Source organism: Thalassobacillus devorans MSP14 (assembly GCF_000496835.1).
Classification (GTDB): Bacteria; Bacillota; Bacilli; order Bacillales; family Halobacillaceae; genus Thalassobacillus; species Thalassobacillus devorans_B.
Genome location: NZ_KI543236.1, coordinates 1,355,968 through 1,376,471 on the forward strand (window position 1 = coordinate 1,355,968; position 20,504 = coordinate 1,376,471).

Sequence of the window (20,504 nt, forward strand, 5' to 3'; positions counted from 1 at the left end):
TTAAAATCTCCTTACCTCTTCCCTGTAAGCATCCACTGCTTGTTTCATACGAGGGAAGTAATCCCCTGGAAACTGTTCCATCATGGCACGTGCAAGTTCAAACGCTACTACATGTTCCATCACTACACCAGCCGCCGGCACAGCGCAGGAGTCGGATCGTTCTATACTGGCAGCAAAAGGCTCCTTCGTCTCAATATCGACACTCTGAAGTGGTTTATATAAAGTAGGGATCGGCTTCATTACTCCCTTCACCACCAACGGCATACCAGTTGTCATGCCACCTTCGAATCCTCCAAGACGATTTGTCTTCCGGTAATAACCTTGTGATTCTTCCCAGGCAATTTCATCATGAACCTCGCTGCCATTTCGTCTTGCTGCTTCAAAACCGATACCGAACTCTACGCCTTTGAAAGCATTGATGCTTACGACACTGCCAGCGATACGACTGTCGAGTTTACGGTCATATTGCACATAAGAACCGACGCCAGGAGGCATACCTTCAACATATACCTCTACTACTCCGCCAATGGAATCCCCTTCTTTTTTCGCCTGATCAATCGCTTCCATCATTTCTTTTTCTGCTTTTTTATCTAACGTCCTTACCGGAGAGGATTCCGCTAAATCTACTCGTTTTTTCAAGGACATCGATTCATCAAAGCTGCTGACGATACCTGCTATTTCACGAACATAGGCACCTACGCTGATTCCCAGTTCCTGAAGTAATACTTTCGCAACAGCTCCAGCAGCTACCCGGGCAGCTGTTTCACGCGCGGATGAACGTTCCAGTACATTACGCAGGTCTCTGTGACCATATTTCATTCCGCCATTCAGATCGGCGTGGCCTGGCCTTGGCCGGGATATTGTCCTGCGGACTTCTTCATCTTCCGGAATAGGCTCTTCCCCCATTATATTTCTCCAATGTTTGAAATCATCATTGTTGATGACAAGCGAAATAGGTGAGCCCAGAGTATAGCCATGCCGGACCCCTGCAGTTATTTCTACCAGATCTTTTTCAATCTGCATGCGACGACCACGACCGTAGCCTCCCTGACGCCTTAGCAGGGATTCGTTTATTTGTTCATTCAATAATGGTAAATGAGAAGGAATTCCTTCAATAATTGTAGTGAGTTGTTTTCCGTGTGATTCTCCAGCAGTTAAATAGCGCATGGTGGACGTCCCTCCATAGTATAAATTTTATGTTCTACTATATCATATCTTATCAAGCTTGTGTGCATTAAATTTTTTAATAGGTTAAAACATAAAAGCGTCAAAGCATTAAATGGTTGTCATAGAGTTAAAAATCCCGGTACATTTTTGTACCGGGACGGGTAATTCATTGGTGAAAGCCTCATCTTATAAAGGAAAAACCGCTCTCAAATCTAGAGAACGGTTTTTTGATAAATAGATTAATAAACCCAATTTTGATCATTCTTATTGTACGATAACACTTGTTCTTCCTGGAAAAACAGTCCGATTTCGCGCTCAGCACTCTCTGGAGAATCAGACCCGTGAATGACGTTTTTACCAACTGTAACACCGAAGTCACCGCGGATTGTGCCAGGAAGAGCTTCCTGCGGATTTGTCTTACCCATCATTTGACGTGCAGTGGCAATCACACTTTCACCTTCCCAAACCATTGCGAAAACTGGTCCGGAAGTGATGAAATCAACCAATTCCCCAAAGAAAGGCTTGTCTTTATGTTCGCCATAATGCTTTTCTGCAAGTTCCGTTGGAATATTCATCAATTTAGCTCCAGCAAGCTTGAAACCTTTATCCTCAAAACGGGACACGATTTCTCCTACCAGGTTACGTTGTACTCCATCCGGCTTAACCATTAAAAATGTTTTTTCCATAATAACACCTCATTAATTATGTATTTGTTTGTGTAAGCGCTTAAAAACAGTACCGAAGAAAATTCTAACAGATTCTCTCCCTGGTGGCAATCTGTTAAGACTTTCTTTTCCCAATATATTTTGCAATCCCGCGTAAAGTCTGCTTCGCACGTCCTGGGGGAAGTACCTCCAGTGCCTGATAGGCTTTTTGTAAATATCGGTCACTGACTTCTAATGACCGGTCAATCGCATCACTCGCTTTGATTTTACCGATGACACGTGCCAGCTCTTCAGCTGTCAGGGTCTCTGTATCCCCCTGGAACAATTCATAGAGTTCAGCAGCAATGGCGTTATCTTCCATGGCATATAGGACCGGTAATGTAATGTTCCCCTGCAATAGATCACTTCCGGCCGGCTTACCTAATTCTTCCTCTGAAGCAGTAAAATCCAGCACATCATCAATGATCTGATAAGACATTCCTACAAAATAACCGTATCGGTATAATGCCCTTTCATACTCACGCGGAGCCTGGGATGCAATTGCACCGAGCTGACAACTGGCAGCAATCAAAAGAGCTGTTTTCCGCTTGATTCTCAACAGATAATCACGTAAGTTCTGTTCTAACCGATATTTATCCTTAACCTGCTCTATTTCTCCGAGACATAATTCTACCATCGTCTTCGCGAGTACTTGATGTGCTCTCGGATCTTCGAGAGTAGATAGTGATTCCAACGATCTTGCAAATATGTAATCGCCTGTATACATAGCAATACGGTTATCCCATTTCGCCTTTATTGTCGGCTGACCTCTTCTAAGCTCAGCATTATCGACGACATCATCGTGTACCAGTGAGGCCATATGAATCAACTCCAGCGATACAGCTACTGCTTCCATACGGTCAAGTTGATAGTTTCCAAACTTTCCCCCCAATAAAACAAAAACAGGACGGATCCGTTTCCCTCCTGCAGCTAATAATTGGGTGGATGCTTCACGTAAAACGGGATGCTGTGCTTGTATCGTATTATTGATAGAATCTTCTATTTTGGCTAAATCCTGTTTTAAAAAAGAATAGATCATAGCTAACTTCATGGTGGCCACCCTTATGTTATGATAATTTCTCTCCCATATGCATCGCAGCTACCCCGCCGGTATATGACTTCACCTTGACATTGTGTAAACCAGCTTTCTCAAACATCTGCTTCAGTTCATCTTTACCCGGAAAGTCCTTCGCGGATTCATGCAGCCAGCTATATTCCCGATAGCTTTTCGCAAATAATTTTCCGAATGCAGGCATGATATATTTGAAATAAGTATAATAAGCCTGCCTGAACCCCGGCATAGTGGGCTGGGATGTTTCAAGGCAGATGACTTTGCCGCCAGGCTTTACTACTCTGGTCATCTCTTTTAATACCTGGAGATAGTCTGGTACATTTCTCAAACCGAAACCGATCGTTACAAAATCAAAACTGTTATCTTCAAATGGGAGATCCATCGCATTACCATGTTCTAATTCCATTTGACTCAAACCAGAGGATAGTTTCTTTTGGATACCTACCGATAGCATGTTATGACTGAAGTCGAGACCTATGACTTTGCCATCCCGGCCTACTTCCTTCGCTAACGCAACTGTCCAGTCACCCGTGCCGCAGCAAACATCCAGTGCCTGATCCCCGTGCTTTACATCCATCCTATTCATGACGTCTTTGCGCCAGGCTTTATGCCGTTGAAAAGAAATAACGGAATTCATTACATCATATCGCTGATAGATTTTTTCAAATACATGATGCACGCGTTCTTCCTTCGTCTGTTGCATCTTTATCCCTCTTCTGCAAATTGTTTCTTATATTGGTGATCACTCAGGGTCGTATGGACGTACGATTTCAACTGATTGAAATGTAAGGGCAGCTGAGAAATCGTCAATTCCAGACGGTTGATATTTTTTTGAATCATATTCTCCACTATGGTCATGATCTGGGCATAGTTCGTGTTAGTGGTCGGACTTTTTAACAGCAAATCAAATAACGGAGAGAAACCATTCTGCTGGATGTTTTTCTTTTCATCTAATAATTTTTTAGTCAGCAGCCATTCACCCGCAACATCATTGATGCTTGCCCGCTGCACATACGAAGCTACCCGCTGAATCAGCAATGATTCTATATCTCTAAGGCCATTCATGAATTCCTGAAAAGAATCCACATCTTTATAATACAGCTCCATTTTTTGTTCATTGATATCTTTGATGGCTGAAGCTAATGTATGAATCATCGGTATATCATCTAATTGAGATAGCAGGTAATAATACATCCCACTGTAATAATCCCCTGCCAACACAGTCAATTGGCGGTTCCGTACTGTTTCCTGTTCTTCATCTTCGTCTGTCAACGTGACTAGGTCATGGGTATCAAGAGCTACTTGAACAAGCATGGTCGTGATGATATATTGTTCTTTTTTCACATCCGGCAAATTGGTATCATCCATGATAGACGTCAGCAGTACCAACTTGTCTTCATCAATGACAGGTCCTGGTATGAATTTGGTTAAAAAAGGATGGCGAACTTTAGCGATTATTTTTTGTTTTAATGTCTGCAGTTCAAGTTCTTTACTCACCTGGATCACCTGAGTCCTTTCTGAAAGACGTTTACAACACATGTATTATAGCATAACTTTGTCAGGATTGCCTGTGTTATGTACGAACGACAGGAAACACTGATTTACTCCGTTTCGTTCGTCACTTCTCCATGACTGGTCTGTATTAAGGCTTTCCCTCTTATTTTCACCGCAGAGGTATGTTCCGTAAACTGGGCAATCATCACTTCATCCTTGTCCAGCTTTTCTGAATGATGGAAACGGGTATCAGTCCCTCTTGTCAAACCGATCACATTCACGCCGTCTTCCAATGCTTTGATGACAAAAAAATCATTGCCTTTCAAATCCATATTCATCCACTCCCCCTATTCTGTAAATTTAATATCGCTTACAATCCAAGGAATGTCAAATCATCCCGTTTTGTCATAAACACTACTATTTTGAGTCTTTTAAGTGCAGTTCATACGAGGCCAAGTGTATAAACGCTTTTTAGTGATTTACCCTGATGCTTCTCGTCATAGAAAGCATGCGACTTCTGTGACCCTGGCAGGGTAGCCACAGCCAGTCCACCAATACCTGTGCACTTTTAAAACCATTCTTATACCATGAAAAAAGGGTGCACATATGGCACCCTTTCCCACTTGCCCTATGTAGGAGATTACTTAACAGCATCCTTAAGGGCTTTACCTGGTTTAAATGCTGGGACTTTGCTGGCAGAAATTTCAATTTCTTCACCAGTTTGCGGGTTACGGCCTTTACGGGCAGCACGCTCGCGTACTTCAAAGTTCCCGAAACCAATCAATTGTACTTTGTCACCATCTTTAAGTGAATCCATGATTGATTCAAATACGGAATCAACTGCTTTTGTAGCATCCTTTTTAGAAAGATCAGCTTTTTCAGAAACAGTGTTGATTAGATCTGTCTTGTTCATGATATTCACCTCCTCTCGGGCGGATAATCCATTCACAAAGCTTTCCAATTCAGGAGCCCTGGAACATTTAATTTGAACAAGCTGTCATCATTGATTTGATGACATGCCTTATATTAAACGAGATTTCAGTGAAATTCAATAGAGAAGTGCACTAAAACCGCTTAATACCGCAATTTCTATCGGTTCTCAACCGTTACGGTACATGAAGCGTACCATATTCAAAATCAGGATGCAAGAAACGCGCAACCATTGGTATGACAAGGTTTATGCGGTTTTTAATAAAGGCTCTCTACGGTATTACGACATATCGCTTCCTTTCTCCTGCAAAAACGAAAAAAATATTTTTAAACACATAAAAAAACGGCCCTTTCAAGAGCCGTTATAGTATGATTGCTATCATTCCACCTGAACCTTCGTTGATGATTCTCTCCAATGTTTCTTTTAATTTGTATCTTGCATTTTCCGGCATCAATGATAATTTCGCCTGAATTCCTTCTCGCACGATCGAACTGAGTGACCGTCCGAAAATGTCGGAGTTCCAAATCGACAATGGATCTTCTTCAAAGTCCTGCATCAAGTACCTGACCAGTTCTTCACTTTGTTTCTCAGTACCGATAATCGGAGAAAACTCAGAGTGGACATCGACTTTCACCATATGGATAGATGGCGCGACAGCCTTCAGTCTAACACCGAATCTCGAACCCTGGCGGATGATTTCAGGTTCTTCGAGTGCCATATCATGTAAGGTAGGGGCCGCAATACCGTATCCGGTCTGCTTCACCATATTCAGCGCTTCAGCTACTTGGTCATACTCTCTCTTTGCGTGAGAAAAATCCTGCATGATTTGCAGCAAATGATCCTTACCCCGAATGTCTTCACCTACAATCTCTTTTAATACTACATCATATAATTGATCAGGTGCCTGTAAGTCAATTTCAGCAACGCCTTCACCCAGCTCCATACCTGATAAATTCGCTTTCGAAATATATTCATAGTCATCGAAATTACCGACAACACGGCTGACATCACGGAGACGTTTAATATCTTGAACGGTTTCTTCAATCGCTGATTGGAAATTATTCCTGAGCCAATGCCCTTCTTCCAAAACCATTACCCAGCTTGGGAGATTGACATTCACTTCAAGCACAGGGAATTCGTAAAGTGCTTCCCTGAGGACACTATTGACATCCTCTTCACGCATTCCTTCCACTGACAAAGCAAGTACTGGAATATCATATTTCTCACTGAGTTGATCGCGGAGGATTTCTGTATCCTTATGGTAAGGCTGAACTGAGTTGACAATCATAATAAACGGTTTTCCGACTTCTTTCATTTCCTCGACAATGCGCTCTTCCGCTTCTACATAGTCACTACGTTCAATTTCACCGATCGTTCCATCGGTGGTAACCACTACACCGATTGTGGAATGATCCTGAATGACTTTTCGCGTTCCGATTTCCGCTGCTTCATGGAAAGGGATAGCCTCTTCATACCACGGAGTATTGATCATACGAGGTCCATTTTCATCCTCATACCCCACCGCTCCACTCACTGCATACCCGACACAATCAACCAGCCTGACATTGACATCTAATCCTTCTTCTACCTCTACTGATACTGCCTGGTTAGGTACAAACTTAGGTTCTGTCGTCATGATGGTTTTTCCAGCTGCACTTTGTGGGAGTTCATCCATTGCCCGCTCCCGATCTGCTTCGTTAGCCATTTGCGGGAGAACCACCAATTCCATGAATTTCTTGATGAAGGTTGATTTACCTGTACGGACCGCCCCGACAACACCCAGATAAATATCTCCATTCGTCCGTTTGGAAATATCTTTGAAAATATCGACTTTTTCCAAAAGATCCCCTCCTGATCTGCCTCGACTCATAAAACTTATACGAGCTATGACATTATGATTCTATGTCGTTGTCCTAATAGAATATGACTGATTTTTTGCGTTTTTACATTGAGAGACAAAAAAAGCATAAGAAACTGGCGATATGGTTCCTTCCAGTCTCTTATGCTTATGAAATGATCGTTTCCTCTATGCCTCCGACATGAAAATAGGCTCCCCGTCCTCTATGGTGTATGCCGGAGAATAAACGGGGACAAATGGAGAATGATTCACCAAAAGATAGCGAATATCATCCCCTTTTTTATAGGAATGCTCCTTGTTCTTTAAAAAGTTGTACAGGTCTTTCCGGTAATCAATCAGAAGATCACCGTTACCTTTGATATATACCGGCAATGGCTCGTGGCTATAAGGACTCGTAACCGTCATTGGGGCATCTAAACCGAGTTTCTTATAATCCAAATCATATATACCTTGAGCCACTTGGGATTTATATGGAAGATACTGGTTGTTTTGCTGATAACGATTGATATCATAACGCAAAGAACGGAGCTGTTCCGTCATACGCAAATCTATCAATTTAACCGTCGGATCATCCTCAGGGTGTATTAATACATACTGGTATACTCCCCCGTTTTCGAAAGCATTTCCCGGTATTTCTGAAATAAGGCGTTTTTCTTTCAGCTTCTTAAAATCAATCACATACTTTTGAAAAATGGGAGTGTCTTCACCTTTTGTTTTAATCGGCAGTAAACCATTTTCCTGCTCACGATAGCTGTCTATTGCCCGTTGTACATTTTCCAGTTGTACCTCGCTCGGTATACTATTTTTTGATAAGCGGTTCTCAGGATAAAGACATCCTGTAAGCAGCAGTAATATGAACAATCCAGCCAAAAATATTTTGAGCTTCACTTTTTACCCTCCCTTGCCAGACATCATCCGGTGGGTCCACTGAAAACAATGTAAAATATTATAAGACCTGCCAGGATCATGAATATGTATGCAAATGCCGCGACAATTCCTGCTAAGATTCCCTTAAGCTTATAACGGCTCAACATGATAAGACCGATTGCGAGAAACATGAAAATGATACCAGCAAAGGATATATACATATTCAACATAGACAATGACATGCTATTTCCCCCTATTGATACTCTGTTATTTACCTCAGGTATTATATCATAATGCTTGTCCGAATCCAGTAAATTCGCATAAGAAAGGAGACTGTATCAAAGTGATGATGTGAATTTCTCTTTCTATACCGGTTTTGTTAATAGACCAGTTCATTCTCATCATATACCTTGTTACAGCCCCGCGACTAAATAATCCCCAATGGCAGCTCAAATAGAATGGTTGCTGCGAGTTATCTTATGCAGTTGATGGTATGCCCGTATCCTCACGCGCCCAACCACAGTTTCATTTTTTAAATAATTGATTCAGACTGTTCATATCAAGCGGCATATTTTGATTAATGATCGCCTTCACGATTTTATCCTCTTTCTCTTTCGAAACAGGTTTATTAGCCATCCTGGATAATTGTCTGACTAGATTCCGAATCGTCTTTTCATCTGACAAGTCTGCACTTTTGACAGAATCTGCTACTTTAAATATTTCATCGGGCGATACATTCGATTTCTTTTGAATTTGATCGAATAGATTTCTCTGAAAATCACTCACTAAGTGTCCCTCCTCGTGCATAACATTCAACATATCATATGCACAAAAGGTAGGATTGTGAGGCATTACAAAAAAGGATTATGATCGTTCGCCCAGTATATTACTTAACTCTTCCATTTCATGACGGCGTCCTCTTGTCATCAACTGATCGACAACATCTTTAGGTTTTTCTCCTTCGAATAAGATTCTATAGAGTCCATTGGTAATTGGCATCTCCACCGATTGCTCTTTGGAAAACTGATAGGCTGCTTTTGTGGTTCTGACTCCTTCCACCACCATTCCCATCTTATCCAATACTTCGTCCAGGTCGTTTCCTTTCCCTAACAGGTTTCCGGCACGCCAGTTTCTGCTGTGATGACTGGTACAGGTTACAATCAGATCTCCTACTCCTGATAACCCCGCGAACGTCAAAGGGTTAGCACCCATTGATGTGCCAAGTCTCGTAATTTCCGCCAATCCCCGGGTGATTAAGGCGGCTTTAGCATTGTCGCCATAACCAAGCCCATCAGAAATACCCGCACCAAGAGCGATAATATTTTTAAGTGCCCCGCCTAATTCCACACCGACAAGATCCGGCGAGGTATACACGCGAAATTTTTCATTGATGAACAAGTCCTGGACAAGCTCTGCCTGTTTCAAATTTTCAGAGGAGACGGTAACCGTTGTCGGTTGACGCAAACTTACTTCCTCAGCATGACTCGGACCGGAGAGGACTACAATCGCATTATACAACTCTCCTGGAAGTTCTTCTGCAATCACTTCCGAAACACGTTTATAAGTAGAAGGTTCAATCCCTTTGGATGCATGAGTGATTGTCACAGGATGATCGATTACTTGTTTCAGTTCCTGACAAACTTCACGCATCGCCTTGGTCGGCACCACCAGAATTATATGGGAAACGTCTTTTACTGCTTCTTTCAGGTTATGAAAAGCTGTTATGGATTCTGGAAGCGTAATCCCCTCGAGATACTTTTCATTCGTATGTGTATTATTTATTTCTTCTGCCTGCTTCTGCCGGTGAGTCCATAATCTAACATCATGATCATTATCAGCGAGCACAAGTGCTAAAGCGGTCCCCCAGCTACCTGCTCCTATGACAGCGATTTTTTCCATTATTTTACCCCTTTCTTAATTTCGTTTTCTAGCGAATATCTTTATTGGAGTGCCTTCGAAACCAAAAGCTTCCCGGATCCGATTTTCTAAGAAACGCTCATAAGAGAAGTGCATCAATTCTGGTTCATTGACAAATACGACAAAGCTCGGAGGCTTTATCGAGACCTGGGCAGCATAAAACACTTTCAGCCGCTGGCCTTTAACCGTGGGAGCAGGGTTCATTGCCAATGCATCCATAATTACTTCATTCAACACATTGGTCTGTACCCTTTTTGCATGATTCTCACTCGCCTTCAGCACTTGAGGAAGCAGCGTATGAATACGTTTCTTTGTTTTTGCAGATAAAAATACAATTGGAGCGTAATCTAAATATTGAAAATGAGCACGCACCTTTTGTTCGAACTCTTTCATCGTTTTCTCATCTGTTTCTACTGTATCCCATTTGTTCACTACGATAATAACCGCTTTTCCTGCTTCATGTGCGTATCCGGCGATCTTTTTATCCTGCTCGATGATTCCTTCCTCAGCATCAATCAAGGCCAGTACCACATCCGAACGTTCAATCGCTTTCAAAGCCCGCAGGATGCTATATTTCTCTGTTGTTTCATAAATTTTCCCTTTTTTCCTCATTCCAGCCGTATCGATAATGACAAAGTCCCTGTCTTCTTTTTTAAACGGGGTATCTATCGCATCGCGAGTTGTACCGGCTATATCACTAACTATCACCCGTTCCTGCCCAAGCAGCGCGTTCACCAGAGAGGATTTACCCACATTCGGTCTTCCAATCAAACTGAAGCGAATCGTTAAATCATCTTCCTCTTCAAAACTTTTCTCAGGAAAATGACTGACAACCGCATCCAGCATGTCCCCTAATCCTAATCCGTGAGTTCCGGAGATCGGGTACGGTTCACCAAACCCAAGGGAGTAAAACTCATATATATTTTCTCTCATTTCAGGGTTGTCTACTTTATTGACAGCAAGCACTACCGGCTTATTTGATTTGTAGAGGATTTTTGCTACTTCGTCATCAGCACCGGTGATTCCATCCCGGCCATTCACCATGAATATGATGACATCTGCCTCGTCAATAGCTACCTGAGCCTGTTCGCGCATTTGCACAAGCAGAGGCTCATCTCCTATTTCAATTCCACCTGTATCGATGATATTGAAGGTAGTATTAAGCCATTCCCCTTGTGCATAGATACGATCACGCGTCACCCCGGGGATATCTTCTACAATAGAAATTCTTTCACCGACTAACCGGTTGAATATCGTTGATTTACCTACATTCGGTCTGCCTACAATGGCTACGACTGATTTTCTCATGAAAGGTACATCCTTTCTGCCTGGCATATTTATTATTTTTATCATATAAGTGGTAATTCTGAAAAGTAAAAAAACTGTTCACTCAGCCGGCATATTCACAACTTCATTCCGCCTGCCGCCGAACAGCAGCTTTTTTATCGCTTTTATAAAGCATTAAAAAAAGGAGGGTCCATCAAGGAATGATTAACCATACTGAAAGAGTTAAGCATGGTGGAGTCATCCTTGTGTTTGAGTCAACCCCCCTGACTGACTTTTCATTTAACCTTGTGATGTAAAGCAATGCTTTTCACACATTATACGTAACTATTCTAGCAAACAAGTGGTCTTGAAACAATCTTTTTCAGTGTTTTACGATGATATAAAGGTCTTTGCTGAGGGCATGAGCGATTCCGTCAATGATCGCTTCCAAGTTAGCAGCCACTTTTTCCATCTCTTCACGGGTATCGCAGTAGAAAATCGGCATGCCGCCTCCAACCCTCTCTCTTGATTGGTCCGTGGTAATGGCAGCCAGGATCGCTTTTTCCAATTTCATTGTTTCTTACCCTCCATTTCCGGACGCGACTCATAAGGCATCCGAATAGCATTCTCCAAGACAGGAACAGCCCCGATCGTCTTTATCGCACGGTCAAGGTCCTTATCCTGGGGGAGGATGAAAACACCGATCCTGCCATCATCCAGATCCCGCTTGATCAAGGGGACCAATGCTGGAGTGCCGGAATCTCTAAAAACCCCCAAGGTCACAGAAACATCATGGAGAATTGCCTGCCTTTGTCCCAGGTTTGCAATGGTAGAGCGGACATTGAAGTTCTTAGGCTCTAAAATAAAGCCCATTCCGTAGCGTAAGATTTCTTCCTGCCTTTCCGGCAAACCTATGTTCATAATATAAATATTATCGACATATAGGCCGGCACCTTCAAAATGCGGCTCGGCATAGTTGATATGTACGATATCTTTTAAAGTGGAACCACTCATCAACTTCTTTGAAAGGAGATATAGGATGATAGCTGTAAGAATTGCTGCCCATACGTTAAAGGCCAAATAAGCCAGAGTTGATAACAGTGAGGTGATGATAACTATATAATTACGCCCCTCAAAGGCCACTGCGATACCTTCAATATAAGTATTTCCTCTCGGTACTAACTCGTATTCGTCCAATTCCGTCATCGTGTTTCGCTCCATATTCCTCACCTCTCTGAATTGAGAAGCAGCAAGGGTCAGAAAGGTGACGGCGGTAAACTCTTTTTCCATTATTGACGGCACCGCGAATGTGCCAAGCGATGCAGCAATAAACCCTAATGAAATGTGAATGATTTTGCCATGCAAATAAGTCGGGTATTGACGATAATCTGTCCTTAGCATCAACAGCCTCAATCCTGTACCGACAATAATGCCGAATATGATCGGATAAGTATATTCATTCATGAATCAATTCTCTCCGTTCTCATTTTTATTTGGTTGGCTGCCTGTGTTACTTTTTGCTTACTCACCTGTAAGCCATGCACCAGAAGGAATATGAACATGCCTTTCATGATAAAGATTAGTTCACCCGTACTCCCGATCACCTGGATAATGCCATACTGGTAAAGAAAATAGGAACGAATGAAACTCCCTGTAGAAGCAAAAAAGGTGAACATCATAATCCGATTACGCAACTGATTGTCCAGTAACTTAAACAGTAATACAGAAAGCATAATCAATAGGATATCCGTCGGAAATAAAGACCATACAGGGTTCACAAACATGAATAATTGGATTCCCGCAAGCATGAAACTGAATAAAATCATATATATCATCTGCAAGGATGTTACCCTGGCTTTCATCAGAAACCATAAAGCACCACTCCACATCAGGATAAAAGCCCATGAAATGGCCACATCCTGGAGTTTGACATAATTGTCAGACAGAAAAATGAATCCTAGCAGACCAATTGAAAAAAACGGTCTCCACTCAATTTCATTATAAAAAAACACTACATATATCCAAATCATCCAGCTGATCCAATAAAAGACGGCCACATCCATATTGCTTTACATCCCTTCTTTCTTACATTATGGATGGCTGTCCACCTATTTAAACCTCATAAGGAAAATTATAAAGGGGAATACTAAACGCTGAGATGAGGAGGGATAAAAATGGGTAAGGATCGCCAGGAAAAGAAATTACGGAAAGAAAGTCGTGTCGAATCAGACCGGGATGTCAGAACTCCCAAAAAAGGATCCACATCAGTTGAATCAAAGTGAAAAAAGCTGTCCCGGAAGGTTTTCTTCTCGGGACAGCTTTTTTCACTTTGAGGAAATAACTCAGACGCTAAATACGCTGTTCTATCCATTCTTTTGTTTTTCCTGATAAAATATATGCTTTTCCTTCCAATTCCCTGGGCCTGCGAGCGTTCAACATCATCATGGCAATTTTTAATTCATGGTGAACCCCATTGATTCGTTTTACGAGAGCCTTTTTTCCATCCTGAACCATTACTTGTAGTAAACCACCTGCCATACCAAACATTTGCGCCCCTAATATCAGGGATTTAGCTCCGTCAAGCCCATTCCGGATTCCTCCAGAAGCGAATGTATAAGATTCCGGGTATCGGTTTCGAACTTCCAAAATAGAAATCGGGGTAGGAATCCCCCAATTCTCATAGTCTACCAGGGGCTGCTCTCTTCTTTTGTTTTCCACTTTAGAAAAGTTTGTGCCCCCTCGACCCGCCACATCAATATAGCGTACCCCGATATCCTTTAATGAGGAGGCTGTTTCCATTGAAATACCGTACCCTACTTCTTTGACGATGACAGGTACAGAAAGATGGGATACTATCTGCTCCATATTACGTAATCGAGCGCGGAAATCTCTGTCTCCTTCTGGCATGATCAATTCCTGCATAGTATTCAAATGAATCTGCATTGCATCTGCTTCCAGCATTTCCACTGCCCGCTCCGCATGCTCCAGCGTTGCTTCACTGCCTAAATTAGCAAAAACGATCCCCTCCGGGTTCGCTTTCCTGACTACTTGGTAACTCTTCATTTCTTCAGAGTTTTTCAAGGCAGACATCTGTGATCCAACAGCCATAGCAATACCTGTTTCAGCCGCAGCTTCTGCCAGGCCTCTATTGATTTCTTCTGTCTTTTTTCCGCCGCCACCTGTCATGGCATTGACAAAAAGAGGCGAACTTAATAAAAGTTCGCCTGCTTCCGTGTTCAATTCCAATTCATCCCAGTCTAATGTAGGGATACTTTGATGTACAATTTCTATATCATCAAAATGGTTGATTTGTTCTCTGGGATGACTGAGTGCATGGCGGATATGATCGATTTTGCGTTTTTCTCTCGACATATCCTTCTCACCAATCAATTTTTATATTTGTCCAGCTTATCTCCAATCATATCTCCTAATTGGAAGCCAGAATGGTCGTCTTCCTTTTCATATTGTTTCAATTCCTGACGGTCTTCGTCACGCTCAAGCTCTTTGATGCTTAATGACAGACGCTTAGCTTGTTCATCTACATCAAGAACTTTGACTTTAACTTCCTGCCCGACTTCGAGCACTTCATCCGGAGTGCCGATATGACGGCTTGCAATTTGAGAAATATGAACAAGTCCTTCTACTCCAGGGAACACTTCGACGAATGCTCCGAAGTTCACCAGGCGTTTGACCGTCCCCTCCAGCACTGCTCCACGCTCTACACGTTGTTCCAAATCGTGCCATGGGCCAGGCTGTGTTTCTTTATAAGATAGAGAAATACGTTCGTTGTCTCTGTCCACAGAAAGAACCTTCACTTCAATCTTTTGACCTTCCTCGACTACATCAGAAGCCTTTTCCACGTGTTCATGGGAAAGCTGGGAGATATGAACCAGTCCATCGATACCGCCAAGATTTACAAATGCACCAAAATCAGTGATGCGCTGTACGGTACCTTCAATCACCTGACCTTCTTCCAGTGAATTTAAGACTTCCTGTTTCTTTGTGGATTCTTCTGCCTCCACCACAGCACGGTGGGATAAGATTACACGGTTTTGTTCGCGGTCGAGTTCTACTACTTTTAATGTCAAAGGTTTTCCTTTATATTCATCAAAGTTTTCTACATAATAAGTTTCTACCAAAGAAGCGGGAATGAAGCCGCGCAGGCCGACGTCTACTACAAGTCCACCTTTGACGATATCTTTTACTTCTGCTTCAAAAACTTCTCCGCTCTCATATTTCTGTTCTAATTCTTCCCAAGCTTTGTCAGCATCAACCGCACGTTTGGAAAGTACGATTTCATCATCTTCTACCTTCTTGACTTGAAGCTTGATTTCATCGCCTTCACTGACTACATCGGATGCTTTCTCTACATGAAGGCTGGAAAGTTCACTGATTGGAACAATCCCCTCTACTTTATAACCGACATCAACAAGGACTTGCTTTTCTTCGACTTTCACTACCTTTCCTGTAACAATGTCGCCAGTAGAGAATTCTTGCATTCCTGTAACTTCTTGATTCATTTCATCCATACCAAGCTACCTCCTTCAAAATCCGACACTACTTCACTTCAGAATGTCCTTTTGTCTAACTTCTAATATTTATAAGAATTTGTCAAGTAATTAACCATTCATTTTTGGGTTTTTTGCTAATTTTTCGATTTCTTTCATTATCATATCAGTAGTTTCTCGGGCTGAAGCTTTATTCTCCCGATAACTGGACATATCAATCGGTTCTCCATATACTACCCACAACCGTTTGAAAGGTTTATATGGGCCGATGATTGCACATGGTACAATCCATGCGTCAGAACGAAGTGCAAAGAAACCAGCGCCTGCTAACCCCTGTCCTACTTCGCCAGTTTTACTCCTTGTCCCTTCTGGAAAAAGACCCAGGGTTTCATTTTCTTCGAGAATCTTCAATCCGCCTCTCAATGCATTCCGGTCTTTCATCCCGCGCTTTACTGGGAATGCATGAACTTTATGAAGTATTTTCCCAAAAAATTTGTTTTTGAAAAGTTCTTCTTTTGCCATGAAATGAATGTTCCTTCCACTGGTAATGCCAACCACCGGTGGATCCAGGTTAGATATATGATTGGAACAGATAATCACGGGTCCCTCTTTTGGTATATTGTTTTTACCAATGACCTTGATGCGGTAGAGAGGGTATAAAATAACTGTGAATAAAAACTTCCCCACCTTATACAGATTCATATCACTTACTCCTTAACCATTATTTTTAACTACTGCTATTATTCGCTCGACCACTTCATTGATCCCCAAAGAAGTGGTATCTATTTCTACTGCATCGTCTGCTTTTACGAGCGGGGCAACTTCCCGCTTTGAATCGATTTCATCCCGTCTTCTTATTTCGTTCTTTAACTCTTCTAAATCAGAAGTAAAACCTTTTTCCAAATTCTCTTTATGTCTTCTTTCCGCTCGTTCTTCAACAGATGCAATCATGAAAATCTTCACTTCAGCATCTGGTATCACATGGGTCCCTATGTCTCTGCCGTCCATGACGACACCACGTTTATTTGCCAGTTGCTGCTGTCGCTGTACCATCTCCTCGCGCACTTTCCTATGTTTAGCGACAATTGACACCTGATTCGTCACTTCCTGTGTACGGATCGCCTGGGTAACATCTGCATCGTTGACATATACATGCTGTCCGTCCTGTTCCATTTTCAATAATATGTCACAGTCGGTTAATAATTGATGTACACTTCCCTCATCCTCCAGGTTAAGCCCTTTTTGCAACGCACACCAGGTCAGAGCACGATACATCGCTCCAGTATCGATATATACATATCCAAGTTGATGGGCGACTTTTTTTGCAACAGTACTTTTACCGGCAGCGGCAGGTCCATCTATTGCTATCGCTATTTGCTTCTCCAAATCCATTCACCACTTTCCAACAATTATGCTCCCCGGCTACAAGGAAAAAAGACGCCTTTCTGGTCCAAGAAAGCGCGCCCTTCCTATATATCTCCTTGCAACCTATCTTTTAGTTGTATTTTTTACGCTTTTTTATAAGTTAAACTATTCACTTTCTACCTCAAAATCATAACATAAACCTGGTTTAAAAATCTATGGAATTTGTATGTTACCTTAAGTGTAAAACCATCATGATCAGGAATGTGCAACAAATTTCATATCATTCCCGCATGCAGTAATTGTTATTGGTAACAGACAAGTAACAACCTCTTGGGCCCAAGCGTATATTTCACTTGCTTCATTATTTTATGAAGTATGGAGAAACATTTATTGAATTCCTCTTCTCCGCATATATAACTGACGTTCGAAGCAAAATTGAATTATCGTTTGTCTCTGGTGTTCCGTAATATTGGTGAATTCAATGGATGCACTCTCTCTATTCACTCCTTTATTATTAAAAATGCGAATCACCGTGCCTTCTGCTTCTACATATCGTATTTCCCCGGAATTCATCGGAAATACAAGCATCAGATTCAGATTTTCCTGATGCTTGACCTGATGACTTTCCGGTAACACGATAGCAGCACCCCCGCCGCTTATATCCAAGGTAACCGTAGTGAAAGGCGTTACATCCCGCTGAGTGCTAAGTACAGCGACATCTACAGCTGTTTCGACCCTTACATATTTTCTCCTTTGAATCCTGATGGTCTCGCTCTCTTTAGGAAAATAGAATACCAACACTGGAATTTTTAATTTTTTCCGGGCTAAAACAGAGGTTTCAAATAGGTAAACGGACTGATCTTTACCAACGAAACTCAGTTTAAATTGGGTGCCTTCCAGAAAGATTCCGGTTTTCCGTGTCTTTTCACCGACAGGATAAGTCAGGAAAAGGTAATCATCTTTTTTATCGACAATTTTACTTTTAAATAATTCATCATGAGCACAATCTGTATGTATCAGTTCAAGTGAAACGGGAGCACCTATTTCTACCACGCAATCACTTCTTTCTTACCAGGATTTTTGTCTATGTAATTATCTCAAAATAATTAAAAATTGGAAAGGTGGAACCTCCACCTTTCCTGTTAAACTGCTCGTGAAAATTTGATTTCCGTAGCCTTCAATCGCTCAACTTTTTCTTCTGTCCCATCTTCAGCGTTTATAAATATCCGGTAGGTATTATTACCTAAAGTACCCAGAAACTCATACGTCAACACTTCTTCTGCAAGATCATTTTCAATGATCGCCATATGCTGCTCCTGAATCTTCACTTCCGGATTAACACTGGATCTCGCTTCTTCTTCCGAAATAGCAGGTTCTTTGATTTCACGCTTCTGATGGTTCATGAAGTAATCTTTCGCCGACATTCCCAGCATATCACCATTATCCAAAGCAATTTTCATCTGAATGGCATCCGGATAAATTCGCACCCCATTTTGTGTAGCGACAAACGAATATACCCCTTCTTTCTCGTATTGACTGCTTTGAATCAGTTCATGATCCGGAAATTCAAAGGATTTTAAGTATTCATTCGCCTTCAGCGCCCCTTCATGGAGACTGATTTTCGCTTCCTGAACAGGTCTTTCGACCATCACTGTCAAAGGATGACCTCCTACTTCCGAAAGGTCAGCATAGCCGTTTTTATCCCCCTGTTGATAAGATGCCATATAGGTTTGGACATCTGCTCCTTTACCTGATTTAGTAATATTTAGCTTCTGATCACCTTTTATATTGAAAATCTCTTTTGCTATTTCCCGGGCTTGCTGTTCGGTGATTTTCTCTCCGTCCAGTCCCTTGAATTCATGATTTTCATCAGCTATTCCGATAATATTGCTGCTATTATTCTCTTCTCCAAAACCTGCAACGCTTTTTTCTACTGTCTTGAATCCATCTATGATCGTGTTGTCTCCCTGCGAATCATTAGTAGCTAAAGCTAGCTGGACATCCATCCAGCGGAGGTTTTCTTCCAATACAGTGTGTTGGACTTTACGAAGTTCATCTTTTATTGTTCCGCTTTGTTTATACAGTTTTTCCAGCATTTTTACTTCTTTATCAGAAAGTGGCTTTTTATTCAGGTCACGGATTGCTGTTTTATAGCTGAAATCACCAATATCATGTAAAAATTCTTCTGTTTTATTGAAAGGGAGCAACGTCAATGGCAACTGGCCAACATCTGCCTGGGCCTCCGATGTCAATCTCCATATTTGAGCGAGTTCAGGTGAAAGACGTTTCTGTGTATTCATGGCTAAGACATTTCCGATTTTATCATGCAGTAAATCTGTATGATAAGTAAGATCATGAAACGCCCGCTGATAACTGTTTTCAGCCTGGATCAATACCGCATTTTTATCCTGATGTTCTTTGTAGCCCCATACTCCTGTTCCTACTACTCCAATAACTAACAACGTAATTAATATCCATCTTTTCATATAATCTCACCACCTATTTTGCGAAAATATGTTTCCCGATTTTTTTGATTTGAGGTCTGCTCCATATCCATCCAGAAGTGGCAGTATCAGGGTTGAAATAATAAATCGCCTCACCAGATGGATCCCAACCATTAACCGCATCCATGACCGCCCGCTTAGCTGTCTCATTGGGGGTTAGCCATATTTGTCCATCTGCAACAGCGGTAAATGCTCTAGGTTCAAAAATTACACCTGCGACTGTATTTGGGAAGGTTGAACTGTTGACCCGGTTTAAGATTACCGCTGCAACCGCTACCTGGCCGACGTAAGGTTCTCCTCGCGCTTCACCATAGACAGCATTAGCCATCAATTGAATGTCATTTTGGGAGAACCCATTTGGAACATTCACAGCAGTATTACTAGGGCCTTCAGCTTTTTGCTGATTTTCCTGTTGTTTCTGCGACTGTTTTTGTGGCTGTTTTTTCACTTGTTGTTCTTTAGGGACACCGCCATAATAAGAAAAGTCTCTTCCTTGCCTTATTTGCTCTTTGACAAAACCTTCATCATACTGAGTGGCGTTCACTAGTTTTTGTTTTGTTGACTGACCTGCCAATCCATCAATTTCCATGCCGAACTCATATTGGAAATTCCGCAGCGCCCAGTAGGTTCCCCACCCGAATACACCATCAATATTTCCATTGTAAAAACCCAGATACTGGAGCCTGGCCTGCAGCTCGATAACATCGTCCCCAACTGCCCCCTGCTGAATCACTTGATTGGAAAAGGCTTTTACTGGTTCAGTTGGAAAGGCTGTCACTATTCCTCCTGCCAATAGTACCGATAAAGCTGTATAAAAAATAGACCGCTTTATGATCATTACTCATTCTCGC

At 41.9% G+C, this 20,504-nt stretch carries 24 protein-coding genes; 1 reads left to right on the plus strand and 23 read right to left on the minus strand.

Translation table 11 applies throughout. The annotated features are described in order from the left end of the window. From aroC to P855_RS0107830, 16 genes are all read right to left on the minus strand, one after another. Positions 1-1,167 (minus strand): chorismate synthase, encoded by a 1,167-nt coding sequence (gene aroC, locus P855_RS0107755; RefSeq protein ID WP_028783034.1) that lies wholly within the window; start codon positions 1,165-1,167, stop codon positions 1-3. A 239-nt stretch (positions 1,168-1,406) separates the two neighbouring features. After that, positions 1,407-1,853, minus strand: coding sequence for a nucleoside-diphosphate kinase (gene ndk / locus P855_RS0107760; RefSeq protein WP_028783035.1), 447 nt, complete (start codon positions 1,851-1,853; stop codon positions 1,407-1,409). Between the two features lie 94 nt (positions 1,854-1,947). After that, positions 1,948-2,922, minus strand: coding sequence for a heptaprenyl diphosphate synthase component II (hepT, locus tag P855_RS0107765; protein WP_028783036.1), 975 nt, complete (start codon positions 2,920-2,922; stop codon positions 1,948-1,950). Between the two features lie 16 nt (positions 2,923-2,938). Further along, positions 2,939-3,646, minus strand: coding sequence for a demethylmenaquinone methyltransferase (locus P855_RS0107770; RefSeq protein ID WP_028783037.1), 708 nt, complete (start codon positions 3,644-3,646; stop codon positions 2,939-2,941). Positions 3,647-3,648: 2 nt separating this feature from the next. Then, positions 3,649-4,440, minus strand: a complete 792-nt coding sequence (locus P855_RS0107775; RefSeq protein ID WP_235062618.1) for a heptaprenyl diphosphate synthase component 1 — start codon at positions 4,438-4,440, stop codon at positions 3,649-3,651. 104 nt (positions 4,441-4,544) lie between these two features. Continuing rightward, positions 4,545-4,769, minus strand: a complete 225-nt coding sequence (gene mtrB, locus P855_RS0107780; protein WP_028783039.1) for a trp RNA-binding attenuation protein MtrB — start codon at positions 4,767-4,769, stop codon at positions 4,545-4,547. 308 nt (positions 4,770-5,077) lie between these two features. Further along, positions 5,078-5,350: an HU family DNA-binding protein gene (locus P855_RS0107785; RefSeq protein ID WP_037985717.1), complete on the minus strand. Its 273-nt coding sequence runs from the start codon at positions 5,348-5,350 to the stop codon at positions 5,078-5,080. Between the two features lie 379 nt (positions 5,351-5,729). Next, positions 5,730-7,208 (minus strand): stage IV sporulation protein A, encoded by a 1,479-nt coding sequence (gene spoIVA / locus P855_RS0107790; protein ID WP_028783041.1) that lies wholly within the window; start codon positions 7,206-7,208, stop codon positions 5,730-5,732. A 186-nt stretch (positions 7,209-7,394) separates the two neighbouring features. Then, positions 7,395-8,114 (minus strand): hypothetical protein, encoded by a 720-nt coding sequence (locus P855_RS0107795; protein WP_028783042.1) that lies wholly within the window; start codon positions 8,112-8,114, stop codon positions 7,395-7,397. A gap of 23 nt (positions 8,115-8,137) precedes the next feature. Beyond that, positions 8,138-8,335, minus strand: a complete 198-nt coding sequence (locus P855_RS0107800) for a DUF2768 domain-containing protein (protein ID WP_028783043.1) — start codon at positions 8,333-8,335, stop codon at positions 8,138-8,140. A gap of 283 nt (positions 8,336-8,618) precedes the next feature. Beyond that, positions 8,619-8,879: a stage VI sporulation protein F gene (locus P855_RS0107805; RefSeq protein WP_028783044.1), complete on the minus strand. Its 261-nt coding sequence runs from the start codon at positions 8,877-8,879 to the stop codon at positions 8,619-8,621. Positions 8,880-8,957: 78 nt separating this feature from the next. Then, on the minus strand, positions 8,958-9,992 hold the full coding sequence (locus P855_RS0107810) for an NAD(P)H-dependent glycerol-3-phosphate dehydrogenase (RefSeq protein ID WP_028783045.1): 1,035 nt from the start codon (positions 9,990-9,992) through the stop codon (positions 8,958-8,960). Between the two features lie 15 nt (positions 9,993-10,007). Beyond that, the gene (der, locus tag P855_RS0107815; protein ID WP_028783046.1) at positions 10,008-11,318 is read right to left on the minus strand and encodes a ribosome biogenesis GTPase Der; all 1,311 of its coding nucleotides are present in this window, start codon (positions 11,316-11,318) and stop codon (positions 10,008-10,010) included. 340 nt (positions 11,319-11,658) lie between these two features. Continuing rightward, positions 11,659-11,850: a capping complex subunit for YIEGIA gene (locus P855_RS0107820; protein WP_028783047.1), complete on the minus strand. Its 192-nt coding sequence runs from the start codon at positions 11,848-11,850 to the stop codon at positions 11,659-11,661. Continuing rightward, positions 11,847-12,740, minus strand: coding sequence for a YIEGIA family protein (locus tag P855_RS0107825; RefSeq protein ID WP_028783048.1), 894 nt, complete (start codon positions 12,738-12,740; stop codon positions 11,847-11,849). The genes P855_RS0107820 and P855_RS0107825 overlap by 4 nt, the downstream gene beginning before the upstream one ends. Further along, positions 12,737-13,339: a hypothetical protein gene (locus tag P855_RS0107830; RefSeq protein ID WP_028783049.1), complete on the minus strand. Its 603-nt coding sequence runs from the start codon at positions 13,337-13,339 to the stop codon at positions 12,737-12,739. Before P855_RS0107830 ends, P855_RS0107825 begins: the two co-directional genes overlap by 4 nt. A gap of 111 nt (positions 13,340-13,450) precedes the next feature. Here P855_RS0107830 and P855_RS22050 point away from each other — a divergent pair, with 111 nt between their 5' ends. After that, a complete protein-coding gene (locus P855_RS22050) occupies positions 13,451-13,558 on the plus strand; it encodes a YpzI family protein (protein ID WP_152526198.1) in 108 nt (35 codons plus the stop codon). A gap of 67 nt (positions 13,559-13,625) precedes the next feature. Here P855_RS22050 and fni read toward each other — a convergent pair whose 3' ends face one another. The 7 genes from fni to sleB all read right to left on the minus strand — a co-directional run bounded on the left by fni (position 13,626) and on the right by sleB (position 20,491). Beyond that, the gene (fni, locus tag P855_RS0107840) at positions 13,626-14,648 is read right to left on the minus strand and encodes a type 2 isopentenyl-diphosphate Delta-isomerase (protein ID WP_028783050.1); all 1,023 of its coding nucleotides are present in this window, start codon (positions 14,646-14,648) and stop codon (positions 13,626-13,628) included. Positions 14,649-14,662: 14 nt separating this feature from the next. Then, positions 14,663-15,805: a 30S ribosomal protein S1 gene (rpsA, locus tag P855_RS0107845; protein ID WP_028783051.1), complete on the minus strand. Its 1,143-nt coding sequence runs from the start codon at positions 15,803-15,805 to the stop codon at positions 14,663-14,665. 90 nt (positions 15,806-15,895) lie between these two features. Continuing rightward, positions 15,896-16,486, minus strand: coding sequence for a lysophospholipid acyltransferase family protein (locus tag P855_RS0107850; RefSeq protein WP_028783052.1), 591 nt, complete (start codon positions 16,484-16,486; stop codon positions 15,896-15,898). A 12-nt stretch (positions 16,487-16,498) separates the two neighbouring features. Continuing rightward, entirely contained in the window at positions 16,499-17,170 is a 672-nt protein-coding gene (gene cmk / locus P855_RS0107855; protein WP_028783053.1) for a (d)CMP kinase, read from the minus strand. Positions 17,171-17,536: 366 nt separating this feature from the next. Beyond that, positions 17,537-18,202, minus strand: a complete 666-nt coding sequence (locus P855_RS0107860; RefSeq protein WP_028783054.1) for a flagellar brake protein — start codon at positions 18,200-18,202, stop codon at positions 17,537-17,539. 89 nt (positions 18,203-18,291) lie between these two features. Next, complete coding sequence (gene ypeB / locus P855_RS0107865) at positions 18,292-19,635, minus strand: germination protein YpeB (RefSeq protein ID WP_028783055.1); 1,344 nt, start codon at positions 19,633-19,635, stop codon at positions 18,292-18,294. Positions 19,636-19,648: 13 nt separating this feature from the next. Next, positions 19,649-20,491, minus strand: coding sequence for a spore cortex-lytic enzyme (gene sleB / locus P855_RS0107870; RefSeq protein ID WP_028783056.1), 843 nt, complete (start codon positions 20,489-20,491; stop codon positions 19,649-19,651). Positions 20,492-20,504: the final 13 nt, after the last annotated feature.

Coding starts and splice junctions, on each gene's coding strand:
- aroC (WP_028783034.1), bottom strand. CDS start 1,167: ATGCGCTATTTAACTGCTGGAGAATCACACGGAAAACAACTCACTACA.
- P855_RS0107830 (WP_028783049.1), bottom strand. CDS start 13,339: ATGGATGTGGCCGTCTTTTATTGGATCAGCTGGATGATTTGGATATAT.
- P855_RS0107800 (WP_028783043.1), bottom strand. CDS start 8,335: ATGTCATTGTCTATGTTGAATATGTATATATCCTTTGCTGGTATCATT.
- ypeB (WP_028783055.1), bottom strand. CDS start 19,635: ATGAAAAGATGGATATTAATTACGTTGTTAGTTATTGGAGTAGTAGGA.
- P855_RS0107785 (WP_037985717.1), bottom strand. CDS start 5,350: ATGAACAAGACAGATCTAATCAACACTGTTTCTGAAAAAGCTGATCTT.
- sleB (WP_028783056.1), bottom strand. CDS start 20,491: ATGATCATAAAGCGGTCTATTTTTTATACAGCTTTATCGGTACTATTG.
- P855_RS0107820 (WP_028783047.1), bottom strand. CDS start 11,850: ATGAAATTGGAAAAAGCGATCCTGGCTGCCATTACCACGGACCAATCA.
- hepT (WP_028783036.1), bottom strand. CDS start 2,922: ATGAAGTTAGCTATGATCTATTCTTTTTTAAAACAGGATTTAGCCAAA.
- P855_RS22050 (WP_152526198.1), top strand. CDS start 13,451: ATGGGTAAGGATCGCCAGGAAAAGAAATTACGGAAAGAAAGTCGTGTC.
- P855_RS0107770 (WP_028783037.1), bottom strand. CDS start 3,646: ATGCAACAGACGAAGGAAGAACGCGTGCATCATGTATTTGAAAAAATC.
- der (WP_028783046.1), bottom strand. CDS start 11,318: ATGAGAAAATCAGTCGTAGCCATTGTAGGCAGACCGAATGTAGGTAAA.
- rpsA (WP_028783051.1), bottom strand. CDS start 15,805: ATGGATGAAATGAATCAAGAAGTTACAGGAATGCAAGAATTCTCTACT.
- P855_RS0107810 (WP_028783045.1), bottom strand. CDS start 9,992: ATGGAAAAAATCGCTGTCATAGGAGCAGGTAGCTGGGGGACCGCTTTA.
- mtrB (WP_028783039.1), bottom strand. CDS start 4,769: ATGGATTTGAAAGGCAATGATTTTTTTGTCATCAAAGCATTGGAAGAC.
- P855_RS0107825 (WP_028783048.1), bottom strand. CDS start 12,740: ATGAATGAATATACTTATCCGATCATATTCGGCATTATTGTCGGTACA.
- ndk (WP_028783035.1), bottom strand. CDS start 1,853: ATGGAAAAAACATTTTTAATGGTTAAGCCGGATGGAGTACAACGTAAC.
- P855_RS0107850 (WP_028783052.1), bottom strand. CDS start 16,486: ATGAATCTGTATAAGGTGGGGAAGTTTTTATTCACAGTTATTTTATAC.
- fni (WP_028783050.1), bottom strand. CDS start 14,648: ATGTCGAGAGAAAAACGCAAAATCGATCATATCCGCCATGCACTCAGT.